At 43.4% G+C, this 16,550-nt stretch carries 14 protein-coding genes and 6 tRNA genes; 2 read left to right on the plus strand and 18 right to left on the minus strand.

Annotation, left to right across the window (positions count from 1 at the left end):
- Positions 1-528: 528 nt before the first annotated feature.
- The 16 genes from F3H20_RS15640 to F3H20_RS15715 form a co-directional block, all read right to left on the minus strand.
- The gene (locus F3H20_RS15640; RefSeq protein WP_091748973.1) at positions 529-714 is read right to left on the minus strand and encodes a hypothetical protein; all 186 of its coding nucleotides are present in this window, start codon (positions 712-714) and stop codon (positions 529-531) included.
- Between the two features lie 381 nt (positions 715-1,095).
- Positions 1,096-1,275: a hypothetical protein gene (locus F3H20_RS15645; protein WP_091748970.1), complete on the minus strand. Its 180-nt coding sequence runs from the start codon at positions 1,273-1,275 to the stop codon at positions 1,096-1,098.
- A gap of 225 nt (positions 1,276-1,500) precedes the next feature.
- Positions 1,501-2,052 carry a C40 family peptidase gene (locus F3H20_RS15650; RefSeq protein ID WP_149735833.1) on the minus strand — a complete coding sequence of 184 codons (552 nt, stop codon included), beginning with the start codon at positions 2,050-2,052 and terminating at the stop codon, positions 1,501-1,503.
- 24 nt (positions 2,053-2,076) lie between these two features.
- Positions 2,077-2,535, minus strand: a complete 459-nt coding sequence (locus tag F3H20_RS15655) for a hypothetical protein (protein ID WP_149735834.1) — start codon at positions 2,533-2,535, stop codon at positions 2,077-2,079.
- A gap of 124 nt (positions 2,536-2,659) precedes the next feature.
- Positions 2,660-5,848, minus strand: a complete 3,189-nt coding sequence (locus F3H20_RS15660; protein WP_149735835.1) for an efflux RND transporter permease subunit — start codon at positions 5,846-5,848, stop codon at positions 2,660-2,662.
- A gap of 11 nt (positions 5,849-5,859) precedes the next feature.
- Positions 5,860-7,122 (minus strand): efflux RND transporter periplasmic adaptor subunit, encoded by a 1,263-nt coding sequence (locus F3H20_RS15665; protein WP_149735836.1) that lies wholly within the window; start codon positions 7,120-7,122, stop codon positions 5,860-5,862.
- Positions 7,123-7,147: 25 nt separating this feature from the next.
- Positions 7,148-8,443 carry a TolC family protein gene (locus F3H20_RS15670; protein WP_149735837.1) on the minus strand — a complete coding sequence of 432 codons (1,296 nt, stop codon included), beginning with the start codon at positions 8,441-8,443 and terminating at the stop codon, positions 7,148-7,150.
- 436 nt (positions 8,444-8,879) lie between these two features.
- Positions 8,880-8,962, minus strand: a tRNA-Leu gene (locus F3H20_RS15675).
- A gap of 17 nt (positions 8,963-8,979) precedes the next feature.
- Positions 8,980-9,055 (minus strand) — tRNA-Lys (locus tag F3H20_RS15680).
- Positions 9,056-9,058: 3 nt separating this feature from the next.
- A tRNA-Gln gene (locus F3H20_RS15685) sits at positions 9,059-9,134 on the minus strand.
- Between the two features lie 7 nt (positions 9,135-9,141).
- A tRNA-His gene (locus F3H20_RS15690) sits at positions 9,142-9,217 on the minus strand.
- Positions 9,218-9,414: 197 nt separating this feature from the next.
- On the minus strand, positions 9,415-10,008 hold the full coding sequence (locus tag F3H20_RS15695; protein ID WP_149735838.1) for an ATP-dependent Clp protease proteolytic subunit: 594 nt from the start codon (positions 10,006-10,008) through the stop codon (positions 9,415-9,417).
- Between the two features lie 12 nt (positions 10,009-10,020).
- A complete protein-coding gene (locus F3H20_RS15700) occupies positions 10,021-10,416 on the minus strand; it encodes a helix-turn-helix transcriptional regulator (RefSeq protein ID WP_223191804.1) in 396 nt (131 codons plus the stop codon).
- 805 nt (positions 10,417-11,221) lie between these two features.
- Positions 11,222-11,740, minus strand: a complete 519-nt coding sequence (locus tag F3H20_RS15705) for a DUF6789 family protein (protein ID WP_149735839.1) — start codon at positions 11,738-11,740, stop codon at positions 11,222-11,224.
- Between the two features lie 463 nt (positions 11,741-12,203).
- On the minus strand, positions 12,204-12,614 hold the full coding sequence (locus F3H20_RS15710) for a DUF6680 family protein (protein WP_149735840.1): 411 nt from the start codon (positions 12,612-12,614) through the stop codon (positions 12,204-12,206).
- 365 nt (positions 12,615-12,979) lie between these two features.
- Positions 12,980-13,067 (minus strand) — tRNA-Leu (locus F3H20_RS15715).
- A gap of 163 nt (positions 13,068-13,230) precedes the next feature.
- On the opposite strand from F3H20_RS15715, the gene F3H20_RS15720 reads away from it, so the two are divergent.
- Both F3H20_RS15720 and F3H20_RS15725 read left to right on the plus strand, forming a co-directional pair.
- Positions 13,231-13,917, plus strand: coding sequence for a polysaccharide deacetylase family protein (locus tag F3H20_RS15720; RefSeq protein ID WP_188128365.1), 687 nt, complete (start codon positions 13,231-13,233; stop codon positions 13,915-13,917).
- Between the two features lie 93 nt (positions 13,918-14,010).
- Positions 14,011-14,087 (plus strand) — tRNA-Arg (locus F3H20_RS15725).
- Between the two features lie 517 nt (positions 14,088-14,604).
- On the opposite strand, the gene F3H20_RS15735 is transcribed toward F3H20_RS15725, so the two are convergent.
- Together F3H20_RS15735 and F3H20_RS15740 are read right to left on the minus strand one after the other, a co-directional pair.
- The gene (locus F3H20_RS15735) at positions 14,605-15,756 is read right to left on the minus strand and encodes a DNA polymerase IV (RefSeq protein WP_149735843.1); all 1,152 of its coding nucleotides are present in this window, start codon (positions 15,754-15,756) and stop codon (positions 14,605-14,607) included.
- Positions 15,757-15,947: 191 nt separating this feature from the next.
- Entirely contained in the window at positions 15,948-16,223 is a 276-nt protein-coding gene (locus tag F3H20_RS15740; protein ID WP_149735844.1) for a hypothetical protein, read from the minus strand.
- Between the last annotated feature and the right edge of the window lie 327 nt (positions 16,224-16,550).

A 16,550-nucleotide genomic window follows, 5' to 3' on the forward strand; every position in this document is an offset into this window, starting at 1 on the left:
AACATCCTTGCCAACCTCTCTGGATTAACTTAAAGGATAGTATTTGTATTTTTCGGTTAAATAAGCCTTCTTTGCTAGCAATACACTGTTAAACTAACTCCGCAACAGCCTTTCCGGTTTCACAGAACCAGTTTAAAGTAATTGTTTATTTATGCAATATTAACTTATATATATACTAGCAAATTTTCTCAAAGACTGTCAAGCAAAACAAAAGCCTTTCTGCATGTGAGCACACAGAAAGGCATCAACGTTCTCATGTATCCTTACCGGTCTCACAGAACCAGCTTAAAGGTATTGTTTTATTTATTATACTCCTTAATCATAGCTCAGTCAACAGCAATCTTCCTGCACGTGCCAAGGATCTAGGGAATCACTGATTTATTCATACTGCGCAGCCTGGCGGATCTTTTTCCATCTGACTGCATCAGCAAAACCTTGAAATAGGAACCACTATTCCTGCGGTTTTACTTCCTTGCCAGCCGAAAGAATCTCTCGCCAGGCTGGCTGGCTCATTAAATCAGCGATTCCCTAGTCATATTCCATACCTTCCTGCCTGTCGTTGTCCAAAGAACCGTCTACTCCGATTTGTTGCTTTATCATTGTATCGCCACTAATTTGCGTTGCTTTTTTTATCATCGTAGGAAGTTTCACATAGACCTTACTGTCAATGTTTCTTTCCTGCCAGAAATGATATACTTTGCTGGTATAAGACATAACCGTTACCCCACTTTGTTATCTTTATCATTAACAGCGTATTCTACTGACACTATTTTTTATTTTGGCCGGCCAAAAACAAATTATACTCTTCGTTTATCTTATTTCAACTTATTTCCTGGAAATAAGTTCCATTATCAATTATCTCAATAAGTAAAAAGTCATTTACCAAAGGTAAATGACTTTTTACTTATTGGATATTTTTACACTAATCTCCTTACCGCAACCCGCGCACTTTCCTACGCCAAATTGGTTGAAGACAACAACACAATTACAGGGCATATGGATTAACACCTCAAACCACACTCCTTTAATAAAAAATCTACCACTCTACTATTCTATGCCAAAAAGCTTTATTGATGCTTATAAAATTTTCGTATATCAAGCAGGAGTATCACCAAAGTTAAAGTCAAATTCCGCTAATAATTTTTTCCAATAGGAGTCAAAAGCCATTCCTAACGCAAAACCGATAAGCAACAATATGGGCAATCCCAGCAATATTGCCAGAATTACCATCCCCAGAATAATCCAAATCCAATTCCAACTTCCGCCCCATTCCATAGCCTTCCCTCCTATCCACGTTATGTAATATTATATGCTTTGTCCATTAGTAATGTGTATGAAATTCATTTTTCCTATGCTTGCCCACCAGGGCATGTAAAACGCTTCCGACGACGCTTTTTGTGTCATCAATCATTCGGTTAGCTTGAAGACACACCCTAGTCGTATACAATGAATATTCATGCAAAAAGCTTCCAGGCTATCCTGGAAGCTTTTCTTGTGAGGTCACAAAACCCGTTTGGCTCCGTAATACCGTTGAACGAAATAATTGTCCCGCATGTCTCCGATGGCCACTACGCCTTTAGAAAAAGATGTGTGAATAAACTTACTGTCACCGATATAGATCCCTACATGAGATGCCCCCGGCTCATAAGTAGTAAAGTAGACGAGGTCACCTGGCTGCAGAGCTGCCGGCGAGACCGTCCGCCCAACTAAAAACTGCAGGTCGGCAGTGCGAGGCAGATTAATACCAGCCTGCCGGTATACATACTGAACTAAACCGGAACAGTCAAAGCCCTGGGATGGCGAAGCTCCACCCCATACTACCGGTTGCCCCAGCATATTGCCAGCGATCGCCAGGGCCCTGGCCGCCTGTCCATTAGGCTGAGCCGGCAGCCGGGCTGCAATAAGCTGTTCATCAGCTACCGGCATCGACACCTCCAAGATAGAATCCAGAGACGCTACAAACTGATTATACCCAGAAACCGGAGCGGCTTGAACTCCGGCAACACTACTAAACAGCAATCCGGCAAATAGGATTGTCAGGCATTTTTTCATCAGCCGCTCCTCCTATAGGTTTTTCTAGTGATTCATGCTTTGCAGATGCGTTGTAGTCTCTTTCATAATAGCCCGCATGTCTTTGACTTTACTTTCAAGAGCACCCGGATCCGTTTTTCCCGAATTTACGCTGTCTTTAATGTCTTTTGCTGTTTTACGCAAATGATCTTCCAGACCGTCATCCATCATATGGGGAAGAACTTTGTCCACTGTACTCACGAGCTGTGCCGCGCTCTTTTGGGCATCCATCGTTTGGCCGCCCTTTACTTGCTTTACTACGTCTTGCAACGCTTTGTCCATATCCTTCATGATCGGCATGGGATCTTCCTTAGGCATTGTCGCGCTATGTCCCTGATGGCCGGTCGCCTGTTCCTGCACCGCAGGAGTCTGAGCCGCCGGTTTTTCACTAGAACCGCAGCCTGCGATTAGAGCCATCCCTGCGACAATAGCCACAATGCCAAATAATACTTTAGTTTTTTTCATAATTAAATACCCTCCAATAGCTTAATAGATTTATATTTCATTTTTAGCTTATTACTGCTTTTGCGGTAGGGCAGGATGCCCCACCACCGTTTTTTCAGGTAACCGATTTGATTTATCGGTCAGTTTACTCTACCGTATGAGAGTCTCCGGTTACAGTTGGTTTTTTCCGCTCAAGCCACCGATGCCAGACCAGATATATACAAGGCAGTACAACCAGTGTCAAAATTGTGGAGGTAACCAGTCCGCCGACAACAACCGTAGCCATCGGCCGTTGCACCTCGGCGCCCGTACCAGTTGCAAAGATAAGCGGAAACAAGCCTAAGCTGGCGACAAGCGCAGTAATCATAACCGGCCGCAAACGGGTAAACGCTCCTTCCATAATTGCTTCTTCCAAAGACCGGTGATCTCTCAGGTGTTTTATATACGTCACCATAATTACCCCGTTTTGCACGGCAATTCCAAAGAGGGCAATAAATCCGACTGCCGCCGCTACCGTCAGATAGGTATTGGTCAGATACATCGCCACAATACCACCGACCAAAGAGAAAGGAATATTCATTAAGATAAGGAAAGCATCGCTGACCGACTTAAAGCTCATGTAAAGCAAAAAGAAGGTGAGTACCACAACTGCCGGAACTACAATAGCCAGGTGGTCTTTAGCCCGTTGCTGATTTTCATACTGTCCGGTCCATTTCATAGAATAACCGGGAGGCAAATCCACCTTTTCTTTAATAACCTTATTGGCTTCATTCACAAAGCTAACCACATCCCGTCCCCGGGTATTCATCTGTACAATCATCCGGTAGACACCGTTTTCGCTGCTGATCATTGATGGTCCGTCAACCACTTGAAATTGGGCAACTTCCCCTAGCGGTACATAGGCTCCGCTGACCGGTTTAGCCGCTGCAGCCACGCCACCACCGCCCATGCCGCCCATCCCAACGTCGGCATTTGCTGTTACAGCCGCCCCGCTGCCGGTTACCGGGATCAGAATATTTTGCATAGCGTCAATGCTTTCGCGGTTTTCCCGATTATAGCGCACCAGCACGTTGAAACGCTTACGCCCTTCGATGGTAGTGGTGGCACTTTTACCTCCGACTGCCAGTTCCACGGCATCTTCAACATCAGCAATGTTCAAACCATAACGGGCCGCTTTTTCCCGGTTAACCTGAATCTCCAGATAAGAGGCACCAAAAACCCGTTCCGCCAGAAGGTCGCTGACGCCCGTTACCGTTGCCAAGGCTTTTTCAATATCAAAAGCTTTTTGCTGCAATACGGCTAGGTCTTCCCCGTACAGTTTAATGCCTAATTCGGTACGTACCCCGGTAGTCAACATTGATAACCGGCCGGCAATCGGCTGAGTAAAGGCTAAATTTAGACCGGGAATGTTGGCAAGTCTGGCCATCATTTCCTGTTCGATGATGTCTTTGGTTACACCAGGCCGCCACTCTGCCTTGGGCTTTAAGGCCACGATGGTCTCAATCATGCTGATGGGAGCCGGGTCCATAGCCGATTCCGCCCGGCCGACTTTTCCTACCGACATATCGACTTCAGGAATGTCCATGATGACTTTATCCATGGTTTTGGCTGCTTCCAGGGCTTCGGACAAAGATACACTGGGCAGCATGGTCGGCATCACCAGAAATGTTCCTTCATCCAAGGCCGGCATAAAGGTTGTTCCTAAAAGCGGCAGCAAGGAAAATCCGGCAATCATAACAGCAATAGCGGCCGTAATGGTAGTTTTATAATACTTCATCACAGCTTTTAAAACCGGCTCATACCACTGATGCATTTTTGCAACAATCCAGGTATCCTTTTCCTGGATCTTACCTTTAAGCAGCAAGGTGCACAATACCGGTACCAGCGTAAAGGCCAGCAGCAGCGATCCGCTCATAGCAAAGGACTTTGCCCAGGCCATCGGCGTGTACATTTTACCCTCGGTACCGGTCATGGTAAAGACCGGCAGGAAGCTGACAATAATAATTATTATGGAAAAGAAAATGGGTGCGGCTACTTCTTTCGCGGCTTCCAGTGTTACTTCAATGATATTGCGCCGTCCGCGATCCTCGGCCAAATGCCGGAAGATATTTTCTACCATAACGATAGCCGCATCCGTCATAACTCCAATGCCGATAGCAATCCCGCCAAGAGACATCAAATTAGCTGACAAATGAATTTGCTTCATAGCAATCAATGCAATTAAAATACCAATCGGGATGGCGCTGGTAACAATCAAGCTGGACCGGACATTGCCTAAAAAAAGAACTACAATGATAGAAACCAGAATAAACTCTTCAATAAGTGCCCGGGTTAGCGTATTGACCGCTTTTTTCACCAAATCGGTTTGGTCATAAAAAAGGACGATCCTCATTCCTTCTGGTAAAGTTGGCTGAATCTCGGCGATTTTAGCTTTCACTTGATCGATAACATTAAGAGTATTTTCGCCCATACGCTGAATGACAATGCCGCCGGCCGCCTCATAGCCGGACTTTGTCAGTACCCCGCGGCGAAAATCCGGACCGGCCGCCACACTGGCCACATCTTTGATATAAATAGGGACATTATTGTTTTGGGTGATCACAATGTTTTTAATATCATCAATCGATTCAATTAAACCCAGACCGCGAATAATGAATTCCTGGCCGTTTTGCTCTACCACCTTGGCGCCAATATTGGCGTTATTAGCTCCCAGTGCCCCGAATACCTGATTAAACGTCACCCGGTAGCTTTGCATAAGCTGCGGGTCAAGGTTGACTTGATACTGCATGACATAGCCGCCAATGCTGGCCACTTCGGCTACACCGGGTACGGCGCTGAGCTGCTGCTTGATGGTAAAATCCTCTACCGTTCGTAAATCGGCTAAGTTGTGGCGGTCGCTTTCCACTGTATACATAAATACCTGGCCCATTGGCGTACTGACCGGTCCCAGTGTTGGCTGAACACCGCGCGGCAGTTGAGGAATAGCCTGCTGTACCTTTTCATTTACCACCTGACGGGCAAAATAAGGTTCCACTCCATCCTCAAAAATAACAGTAATCAGCGACATCCCGAAAGAAGAAGCCGAACGTACTTCTTTTACGTTAGGCAGGCCACGCAAGGCTGTCTCCAAGGGATAGGTAACCTGGTCCTGAATTTCCTGCGGTCCCCGTCCCATCCAGTCGGCCGAAACAAGAACCTGATTTTCACTCAGGTCAGGAAAGGCATCGATAGGAGTATCCCGTACGGTAAAAACTCCCCAGACAATAACCAACGCGGTTAATACTAAAACAATCACGCGGTTTTTCAAGGAAAACTCGATTAATTGATTGAGCATGCTGATCCTCCTTAATGACCGCTATGGCCGCTGTGTTCGCCCCCGGCAGCTGGTGATTCGCCACTGCCCTGATCGCCTGTTACCGCAGGTGCGCTTGCGGCTCCCCCGCCACCGTGGCTGGCATGACTGCCAAAACTGCCCAGTTTGGTTTGAGAATCAATAAGGAAGGTAGCTGCGGTAACTACAGTTTCTCCCGGTTGCAGTCCGGACAGGATTTGAACATAGCCATCCGCCGACTGCCCGGTAACTACGTCCCGTTTAACAAAAGTGTCTTCACTTTGGGCTACAAAGACAATTTTGCGGCTGCCGGTATCCAAAATAGCCGATTCCGGAATGACCAGACTATCTCCTAACGGGATTTGCAAAGTGGCATTCACAAACATATTGGGTTTTAATTTTCCCGAAGGATTGGCCATTGCGATCCGTACCTTAACAGTCCGGGTCGCATCATCAAGCACCGGGTTAATAAAAGTCACTTGACCGGTAAATGTTTCTCCCGGATAGGCTCCACTCGTTACCACCACCTGTTGGCCGGGAGTAATGCTGGCGATATCCTTTTCGTAAATGTCAGCATATAGCCATACAGTGGATAAATCCGATAAACTGTATAGTTTATCACCAGGCATAATGTACGCACCCGGCAGTAATTGTTTTTCCAATACCGTCCCGCCGAACTGGGCATAGATTGTCATATGGTCCTTGGTCTGGCGAGTATGTTCAAGGTGAGCAATATCTTCATTCGCAACATTTAATAGTTGTAGTTTACGCCGGGCCGCTTCCCGCAGACGGTTGTTAATCTGGACAACATCCTTGCCGGCATTTTGCAGTTTCTGTACATTCTCCAGGGTCAGCAAATACTCTTCCTGAGCGGCAATATAAGTTGGACTGTATACGGCGGCAATAGCCTGGCCGGGAGCGATTGTCTCCCCTTCCGCAGTTACATACAGCTCATCGACCCGGCCCTCAACCCGGGACGTAATATAGGTTTTTCCATCCTCGTTCATAGCAATCTTGCCGGTAGTCTTTATCTCCTTGTTTAGCGGCTTAGTAACAGCTTGTGCTGTCTGCAGCCCGGCCAGCTGACGGGCTTTTGCGTCTAATGTCACCGTATCGCCCATAGCCATGACCGGCCCGGACATTTGATGCCCCGCATGCCCTGCTGCTGCCGGTTGATTATGCTGCGCGGTATAATAATAGCCAACTCCACCGACAACCAACATACCGGCAGTTACGCCCATGATGATTTTCTTTTTGGATCGAAATTTTCCTATCATGCTGTCCCTCCATTTCCTATTACCTTTATGGTGCCCCACTGGTAAACAAGGGTTTCCCTACTGCTTTCTCCAAATTAGCCACTGCTTTTTCATAATCTACGCGGGCTTTATAATAATCTAATTTCGCGTTGCGCAGGGCGTTCAGGCTATCCAAAACTGCCATAAAATCGACCTTGCCATTGGTATAGCTTACCACTCCGGCCTGATAGGTTTGTTCAGCCTGCGGAATCACTGTGTTTTTATACAGATTAATTTGACGCCAAGCCGATTGAGCTTCGGTCAAGGCCATTTGCAAATCCAGATCAGTCATATTTTTCATGGTAGCCAAGGATGCCTGGGCAGTATCCAGACTTGCCTCAGCCGATCTGACTTCTGCCTTGTTTTTACTCTGCCACAACGGCAGCATGACCATAAATTCCATCTTCCAGGTGTCGGGTTGCGTATCCATCATTGTTTGTTTTCTGTCTTTATAGCCAATACTCAACTGGTAATCGGGCAAGCCTTGTTTATTAGCCAGCTCCACACCGTTCTTTGCCATAGCCAGTTGCCGTTCCATGCCCACAACCGCCGGTTTATTGGTTTGCGCCTCTTTTTGCAATGCAGCTAAATCAAAATTGGGTGGCGGTGCACTAAACTCTTCCTGTACCGCAAACGGCGCATCGGCTGAACGGCCAAGAATAGTATTCACCTTGGCTTTAGCTACCGCCGCCATAGATGCCATATTTAGTAAATCCGTAGTCATTGTAGAAAACTCAGTCTGAGCCCGGAGCGTATCTTGTAAAGGTACCATCCCGGTTGAATAATTCACCTGGGCAATTTGTACCAATTGGCCCATCAATTGCTGATTTTCTTTGCCGATTTCCAGTGCCTCATCGGCATAAAGCAGGTCATAATAGGCGGATTTCGCTGTGGAGTAAACCTCCATTTGCTTGTCTCGATAATTGGCTTCGGCCATCCCTGCATCACTGCTGGCCGTTTTCTCCATCGCTTTTAGTTTTGCCGGATTCATGATGTCCTGAGTAAACGTATATTCGGTCATCATAGCGTCAAAGGGATTGAGGCTGTTTTGGGGAATATCATCTTTCATAATGCCAAGCTGAGGGTTAGGCCAGGCTTTAGCCAGTGCAATACGTGCCTGTTTTTCTTCCCAGCGCTTCTGGCTTTCCATAACAGCCGGATTATTTTTGACCGCCGTATCCACTATCTGCTGTAGGGTCAATATTTCCTGCTGTTCTGCTGCCAAAACCGGGGTATTTGCCAATACGGTTATGAGGGTTATCAGCACTAACCTCTTCCCGGTTGCCCATTTTCGGTTGTCCATAGTGCCTCCTTTTCTCTGCTTCTCTGCAATCTAGAATTGATTCGATGGTATCTATCAATCGAAAATATCTGTTCAAAAGCGGCTTTCCTCCCGAAGAATGATAAGGTAATGAACAATAATTCCTAATGCAAAGAATTGCACTAAAAGCAATAGCCACATGCGTCCCTTCCCCTTTCCTAACACATATCGTAATCATACCCACATGATGTGAAGATGTAATGAACATATCGTGAAGAAGTAATGCTTTTTATTTGAGTTGGCGGTTGCTTAACATCAGATACCAACCAGATCGTAAAAATTAACAAAAAAATAGACGCAGTTTATTCTGCGTCCATTTCAATGGATATCTTAAGACTTTCCTATGTCTTATATCTGCGCCTTTTTCCACAAGAAAAAAACACCTACTACAGTAAGCTATACTATAGTAGGTGTTTTTTGGTGCGGGAGAAGGGACTTGAACCCCCACGGTCACCCGCCAGATCCTAAGTCTGGTGCGTCTGCCAATTCCGCCACTCCCGCATATTAAATTAAAAAAATGGTGATCCACCCGCGACTCGAACGCGGGACACCCTGATTAAAAGTCAGGTGCTCTACCGACTGAGCTAGTGGATCACGTGGCTGGGGCGGCTGGACTCGAACCAACGCATGCGGGAGTCAAAGTCCCGTGCCTTACCAACTTGGCTACGCCCCAAATTTTATGGGGTGACTGGAGGGTCTCGAACCCTCGAATACCGGAGCCACAATCCGGCGTGTTAACCGCTTCACCACAGCCACCATATTACCTTGCAGAGGCTTACTCCTCTAACAACGAAATTAATTATATCATTCGAAACATATTTCGTCAATCTTTTTATCTTGCCCCGTACCGAACACCAGGCCGCTCGCTACAGTTAAAATGATATCTGTCAGCTATGACTAAAATGAACTTATGCCTTCTATTCGGCTGCCTCACAACACGCACATACAGATTTTCACTGTCGGCAAAGTAAGATTTTATCAACAAGCCCGTAATTTCTAGCTTCTTCGGCCGTCATATAATAATCCCGTTCCATGTCTGCTCTAACTTTATCAATGGTTTGACCTGTAAGCCGGCTGTATATTTTATGCAATTTTTCTTTTGTCTTTTCCAGCCAATCACTATGTATTTTTATATCTGTAGCTTGTCCTTGAAGCCCTCCCGAAATGGACGGCTGATGGATCAGTATCTCACTATTGGGTAAAGCAAAGCGTTTACCTTTTGCTCCGGCCGCGAGGAATAAAGAACCCGCACTGCCTGATTGACCTACACTAATCGTTGAAACATCACATTTGATATAATTCATTGTATCCAAAATGGCAAATCCATCCGTTACAGAACCACCAGGACTATTAATGTAAAAATTAATATCCTTATCACAATCAGCAGATTCCAAGAACAACATTTGCGCGATAATTAAACTTGCTGATTCATTATTTACCATTCCGTTAAGCATTATAATTCTATCATTTAAAAGCCGCGAGAAAATATCATAAGAACGTTCACCACGAGAAGTCTGCTCAATAACCACTGGTATAAGATTATTCATAATAACCTCCTATTACGCAGCAATATTCATATTTTGCTTAGAATAAACAAAGGTATTGCTAACGTTACTATGACACCCTGCGTACATCCTCCGGTATTTTCCCGGCGTCACACTATAGCACCTCCTAAATGCTCTCGAAAAAGCTTCTTGAGAGCTATACTGATATTTAAGAGCAATATCCATTATCGGCTGGTTTGTAAAAATAAGTTCTTCAACCGCCTTTTCCATCCGTCTCTGGTTAACATACTTATTTACTGATACACCTACCATTTTGCAGAAAAGTCTATGATAATAATATTTTGACAGGTGAACCTTATTAGCCAGAATATCAAGAGTAATCTTATTATCAAGATTTTTTTCTATATAGTTAAGTGAATCTTTCACCTTGGAGCAATAATTCATATCCATTCCACCTCTCTCCCCATTTATCTTCATTATATCTTTACTTAGGCATTCAGTCTTGATAGTTCTTGCTCAAATAAGAGAATTTCCAATCTATACCAGCCAGAAAACAATCTCTCATAAAACTAACGCCATTTCTTAAGTAACGTAGCTCTGATTATTCTATTTGTCTTCCAAAATCTCCATATTTCATTATTACACATCCTGCCAGTTACATCTCAAAGATATTCTCCACGTCCTCTGCTGTCATGTGTTAAACGATTGGGCAATAAATAAAAAACAAAAACCTTTCAAGATCATCTCTTGAAAGGTCTGATTTTCTGGCGCCGGAGTCCGGACTTGAACCGGCACGTAGGGCTACTTCGCTTGACTTTGAGTCAAAGTAAAGATATTTATTGGAGTGTTTACAGGTATCTGATTTTTAATAAGTACACTAATAAACGCAATTTATAACTTACATATACAATTTCTTGCACCCAACATTGTACCCGGGGGCAGACGACTGATCTATTCAGTAATCCGAAGCGCTATTTAATCTTTTTCGGTTGTGATGGGATCAATATAGAATCGATGTGCCAGTGGCGATTCTATATTGATCGGCTTCTTATGATATTAGCTATTAGATTACTGCAGCTATTGCAAATCAATTCCCACTCACCAACCAAGCGTCCCTTCTCTGGCCAGTTCATCCAAACGCTTGATTATCACCATTTCATTCAGACCAGTTCTCTCTACAATGGCTCCTGTCCGAAAGCCCTTGACGGACTAGCCGAAGCGGTTTATCACAAGCCTGCCTCAATTGGCAAAATGATTACTTTTCTTTTTCCTCTCTATCTTCCATAGGCTTCATTGCTGGTGCTAGATTCGTTACAGGTGATGATTTCATTTCTCCATAAATCAATTTATTCGTTGCATAAGCCAGTGTAAAACCATATACAGTTGCTCCACTAATATTTAATATTGTCGTTTCAACTGAAGTAGGCATAGTTCCATCTACCTTAAGTATAGTTGTAATTGTATAAGCACCAATCCACACTACTAAGGAAAACACCCATCCTTTTAAATAAATTTTCTCACGCTTTATCAATGGCATCATATAAGCAAAAACAATTCCCAATACCCCACAAAAAAATACATTGGCTATCGTAGCTATAATGGTTTCTATTAATTCAAAGGCCGGGGGATGGGCAAACACCATAATAGCCATCCAATCCACATAACGTAATATAGGAATTGGCAATACAGCTCCTAACAAAAGGCCACAAGCATGCATTACAATACCTCCGCTTATACCTGCCAAAAAACCTCTGCTAAATATATCCTTTGCCAAAATCCGTCCCTCCTCCACTCTTCAAGTATAATATGAATAAACTGTTCTTAATTTATTCTATTAAAACTGCCTATTTCGAAGAATGAGCGACCAGAACATTGAAAAAAAACCGGCAGATGAAGCTACCGGTCGGAAAAAGAAAAAATCCCTCCGCCCTGGCGATCAACCAGAATTGAGGTAGCAATTTTACTCTGCCGGCAGCGGAATCACTTCAAAGCTGATGATTTTCTCAAATGCCAGATATTCAACATTACTATCACAGGATCAGTGAGTTCATAATATACAGAACCTGATTGGCAAACAGCAACAGTATGATTAGCCCATGCAATAAAATCATCGGACGATACCACCTCCAACTTGAGAGTATACTTTATGCTGATGCTTTTTTCTCTTGTAGAGAATCATCATTTTCCATGGGAGCAACCATAATAGGCAAAGCACGTTTATATGTGATTTCCCAAAATCAATTTAAACTAATAGCCACTTTTTCCAATAGTTCACATTTCTCTTCCCAGGCTTCCATATTTGCACTAAGAAGGTGATTTAAACGGTCTAAAGATGATTTCCATGCTTCAACAACGGCTCTATTCCTTTTTTCATTACCATAAAACTCAACATCAATCATATTTAATGCTTCAACATGCTCAGGACTTAACGTAGAAGCACGAGTTTTCATTAATGTCCTAAATACTTCGATTTTACGTTGCCTTTTTTCTTTAGATTCCTGAAGCATCCTACTAACTTGTAATGCAACTAATGGGGGCAGAAACATGGCAATGATAGTTAAAATATTGTTAAGGGTTAATTCTGAAAGACCCAATAATACACCCTCGTTTAACTTTTTCGCCAAAATATAATAAATATATAGAATCATATGCTACTTAAAACCGCCATGCTTGCCTACTGTTTGATTTTTACCTCTAGGTTAATTGGTAGATTTTATAACTTTTCCCCCGGCGAAACGACTAAGAATTAGATTATCACCTTTACCATTTTTAGTTTTCCATTTTAAAAACAAGGAATTTTATGCCAAATTAAGACAAAATTTATCAGGAATCCTCTTGTTTAGGAGCAAGGCAGTTTATATTCTAATGATTTTCCAATAGTAAAATACAGAAGGCGCTTATGAATCAAACAATTTCGCTTTTTTGTACCCAACTTTATACTAAAGTCAACATAGCGTAAAGAAAAACAAGCCTTCTACAATGCTGTAGAAGGCTTGTTTTTACTAGGTTTTTCTGGTGCCGAAGGCCGGACTCGAACCGGCACGTAGGGCTACTACGCTTGATTTTGAGTCAAGTGCGTCTGCCAATTCCGCCACTTCGGCATAAGCAAGATTACTTCCTTAGTACAGTAAATATATTATCATTGAGCTAAAAGATTGTCAAGCTCCTCAATAATGTATTTTTTCTTTTATGTTAATTAATGTATATCCGGAATCAGACTTGGAAATACTAAAATCGAAACACTATTTACCGGAGGTCAAACTCGTGAAAAAACACTTATATATTAGCAGTATTATATTCTTCTTTCTAATTGCCTTACATTCTAATGTTTGCACCGCAGCAGTCATTCCTATTGACCATATGCGAGTATCTAAAAGCATAGTTGCTCTAACAATAGAAGGGGGAGATAATGCCGAAAAGCTGAATCAAATTCTCGATTTTTGCCAACAGGAAAATATCCGACTTAGCTTCTTTTACCCTTCACAAATTATTGATCAAAATAAAACATTGATCAAAAAGGCTGTCAAACAAGGGCATGAATTTGGGATTTACGGAGTAAAGCGGCAATACTGGGGTGAATTGCGAGAAGAAGATATACATAAAGAATTAGTTATTGCCGACACCACGTTACGCCAAGTGGCCGGAAAATCATCGCTCATGAAACCACCCTGTCATTATTATGGAAATACGGTTTTAGAAGCGGTAAACGCGTATAATCCTGAATTGAGAATAATCCGCGGGATCAACGAAGCAGGCTGGCCGGCAGAGGTAAAGAATTCTCCTTCAGGAATCATGCAACACATTGTTTCAGGCGACATCATTAACGTTACAATAACCACGGATCAATCGCTGGCAGCAATGAAACAACTGACAAAAGAATTAAAAAATCAAGGCTTTCAAATTGTGACTGTTTCTCATTTATTCTCCTTTGTTAAGGAAAAGAGTTCTTAACGTTTACGGTTATGCTAGGGGTTCGGCAATTTGCAATTATTTATATTGACAAGTTTACTTAAAAAGATTATACTACACAAGTAGCTGATTACTGACTCCGTAGCTCAGCTGGATAGAGCGTTTGACTACGAATCAAAAGGTCGCAGGTTCGAATCCTGCCGGGGTCGCCATAGGATTATTAAGAGCTTTACGAAATGTCGTAAAGCTCTTTTTTGTTATTCATACATATTCTTGCAAGATTAGAAAAATGGCTGGCGGGAAAACTTTTATAATCAACTATTTAGCACTAGTATCTCGAATCACTTAAAGTTAGGATAGGATTGTAAAGATTTTTCTTTCAGAAACTGGAGCCTTACATACCGGACGAACATATGTAAGGCTTCGGCAACAAAGGGGACGGAAAAAGATTATTGTATTTAGGTGATACAAGGTACTAAAAGGAGGCTTTGTGTATGAAGTGCCCTGTTTGTGGTACAGTCAGTTACTTCGAATTTTCTGTTTGCCCATGCTGTGGTCATAGCTTTGCCCTTGACCCGGAACAACCTTTACCCAACTGGCGCAAGTTGCCAGGATTTCGTACGCAGACTCCCTGGAAAATGCTGCTTGCTTCCTTTGTCTATATTATCCTATTATTAGCTATACTGGCTTCGTCGTTTCTTATACTAAGCCCGGGCTAAGCTTCAAACCCTAAAGCAGCCGGCCCCGTTTTACAATCTCCGTCCCGAACCGTTCCTTCAATTCATCCATGGTAGAAGCTATTTTTTCACGTTTTTCCGTAACTTCATTAAACAGGCATAGCTGGGTTGACCGCTGGCTGAAATTGGACACGGACACGCCCAGAAGGCGTATCCCTTCCTTAACAATAATTTTGTCCATTAATTGTAATGCAACCTCATAGATAACTTCATCCAAAGATACCGGGTCTTGTAACGTTATACTACGGGTAATGGTACGAAAAGAAGAAAACCGAACCTTTAAGGTAATTGTTTTACCGGCTAAGCCCTCTTTTCTAACCCGCCATCCGACTCGTTCCGCCAAATCGAGCAGCTTTGTCCTAATCTCGTCAGGTTGTTCAATATCCGTTTCAAAAGTATCTTCATTTCCTATCGACTTTGCCTCACGGTCAGGTATAACCGGCCGTTCATCCCGGCCCCATGCTAAATTGTATAGCTCTATCGCAGCTTTACCCAGAGTGCGTTCCAGCGTATAGGGATCAATTTTTCTTAATTTACCCACCGAGTCGACTTGAAGAAGCCTCAGCTTTTTTTCAGTAACCTCCCCTACGCCCCATAGCCGGCTTACCGGCAACGGTGCAAGAAACTCCAGTTCTTCTCCCGGGCGAATGATCACCAGCCCATCAGGCTTCCGGTGAGCTGATGCCAATTTGGCCAAAAATTTGTTGACAGCGACACCGACCGATACGATCAGTCCCAACTCGGCATACACCCTGCTTTTGATTTGCCGGGCAATATGCACGACATCCCCATGTAGTAATTCCATACCGGTAACATCTAAAAAAGCTTCATCCAAGGCCAGTGTTTCAATCCGTGGTGAAAAATCCGCGAAAATATGAACAATCTGAGCCGAAATTTCAGCGTATTTACTAATTTGGGGAACGACGTAAATTCCCTGCGGACAACGTCGTTTGGCCTCCATGACAGACATAGCCGAGTGTACGCCATATTGCCTTGCTTCATAGGAAGCAGCCGCTACAACACCACGATTGCTTTTCCCGCCCACAATAACCGGCTTTCCCTGATATTCAGGGTGATCCCTCTGTTCAACCGAAGCATAAAAAGCGTCCATATCAGCATGAATAATCCAGCGTTGCTGCGTCATGTTCCATCACTCCTCTCAAGAACATACGTTCGCATTTTATTATAAGACAATCCTGGCAGTCTGTCAAAGAACTTCTGTTTTATTTAGCTACCAAATAACAAAACTGACGCCGGCTGCGAGAGCAACGTCAGTCCACACCAGGCAAATAAAAGAACGATAAGTTTCTTAATTGCTATAAATTCCAAGAATGTTTATTCACGCTTTATAGCTGCAGATTTCTTAGAAAAAAGCTCCAGCATCTCCTCATCGGTGCATTGCGCATATAGCTGGCAATAGCGAACAATCTTTCCAGCTACCGGTTCTTCAATGATATCCCGCTCATACTTATCTTTATATTGGGCATTCCAAAATTCATACCGTACCCCAACCAGTTCAAGTCCCGGTTCAAAACCTGTCTCATATTGAATAACCCGTTTTACCAAGAAAAGATTATCATTTTCGGCTAAGATATATTTATCTTGTTTCATTAGAACAACCATGACAAAAAGGAGTAAGTCACAGGAGAATCGATGAAAACAAGTCGGACATGGTATACTCAAAGGAGCAGGAATAGATCGAGGGACGGTTTGGAGATAACTCCGCTTTTAGAACATGATCAGATTGTCTTAGAGTACAGAGAATTGCTGATAAACAGCGAACAATAAACTTTAAAAAATCAGACAATCCATCCTGCTAATTACGTACGAGGGGTGGTTGTAGTGCAAGCCTTGTTACCCTGTTGTTGTGGAGTAGATGTCCATCGAGATGTTGTACAAGCTTGTATCTTAAAAGGGTTAAGCGATAACCCTGAAGTG

Origin of the sequence: Propionispora hippei DSM 15287, from assembly GCF_900141835.1 — a bacterium.
Classification (GTDB): domain Bacteria; phylum Bacillota; class Negativicutes; order Propionisporales; family Propionisporaceae; genus Propionispora; species Propionispora hippei.

Excerpts from the sequence above, each read along its gene's own strand:
- F3H20_RS15660 (WP_149735835.1), bottom strand. The coding sequence starts at position 5,848 with ATGCTCAATCAATTAATCGAGTTTTCCTTGAAAAACCGCGTGATTGTT.
- F3H20_RS15735 (WP_149735843.1), bottom strand. The coding sequence starts at position 15,756 with ATGACGCAGCAACGCTGGATTATTCATGCTGATATGGACGCTTTTTAT.
- F3H20_RS15670 (WP_149735837.1), bottom strand. The coding sequence starts at position 8,443 with ATGGACAACCGAAAATGGGCAACCGGGAAGAGGTTAGTGCTGATAACC.
- F3H20_RS15740 (WP_149735844.1), bottom strand. The coding sequence starts at position 16,223 with ATGAAACAAGATAAATATATCTTAGCCGAAAATGATAATCTTTTCTTG.
- F3H20_RS15710 (WP_149735840.1), bottom strand. The coding sequence starts at position 12,614 with ATGATTCTATATATTTATTATATTTTGGCGAAAAAGTTAAACGAGGGT.
- F3H20_RS15665 (WP_149735836.1), bottom strand. The coding sequence starts at position 7,122 with ATGATAGGAAAATTTCGATCCAAAAAGAAAATCATCATGGGCGTAACT.
- F3H20_RS15650 (WP_149735833.1), bottom strand. The coding sequence starts at position 2,052 with ATGAAAAAATGCCTGACAATCCTATTTGCCGGATTGCTGTTTAGTAGT.
- F3H20_RS15700 (WP_223191804.1), bottom strand. The coding sequence starts at position 10,416 with ATGGATATGAATTATTGCTCCAAGGTGAAAGATTCACTTAACTATATA.
- F3H20_RS15655 (WP_149735834.1), bottom strand. The coding sequence starts at position 2,535 with ATGAAAAAAACTAAAGTATTATTTGGCATTGTGGCTATTGTCGCAGGG.
- F3H20_RS15645 (WP_091748970.1), bottom strand. The coding sequence starts at position 1,275 with ATGGAATGGGGCGGAAGTTGGAATTGGATTTGGATTATTCTGGGGATG.
- F3H20_RS15695 (WP_149735838.1), bottom strand. The coding sequence starts at position 10,008 with ATGAATAATCTTATACCAGTGGTTATTGAGCAGACTTCTCGTGGTGAA.
- F3H20_RS15640 (WP_091748973.1), bottom strand. The coding sequence starts at position 714 with ATGTCTTATACCAGCAAAGTATATCATTTCTGGCAGGAAAGAAACATT.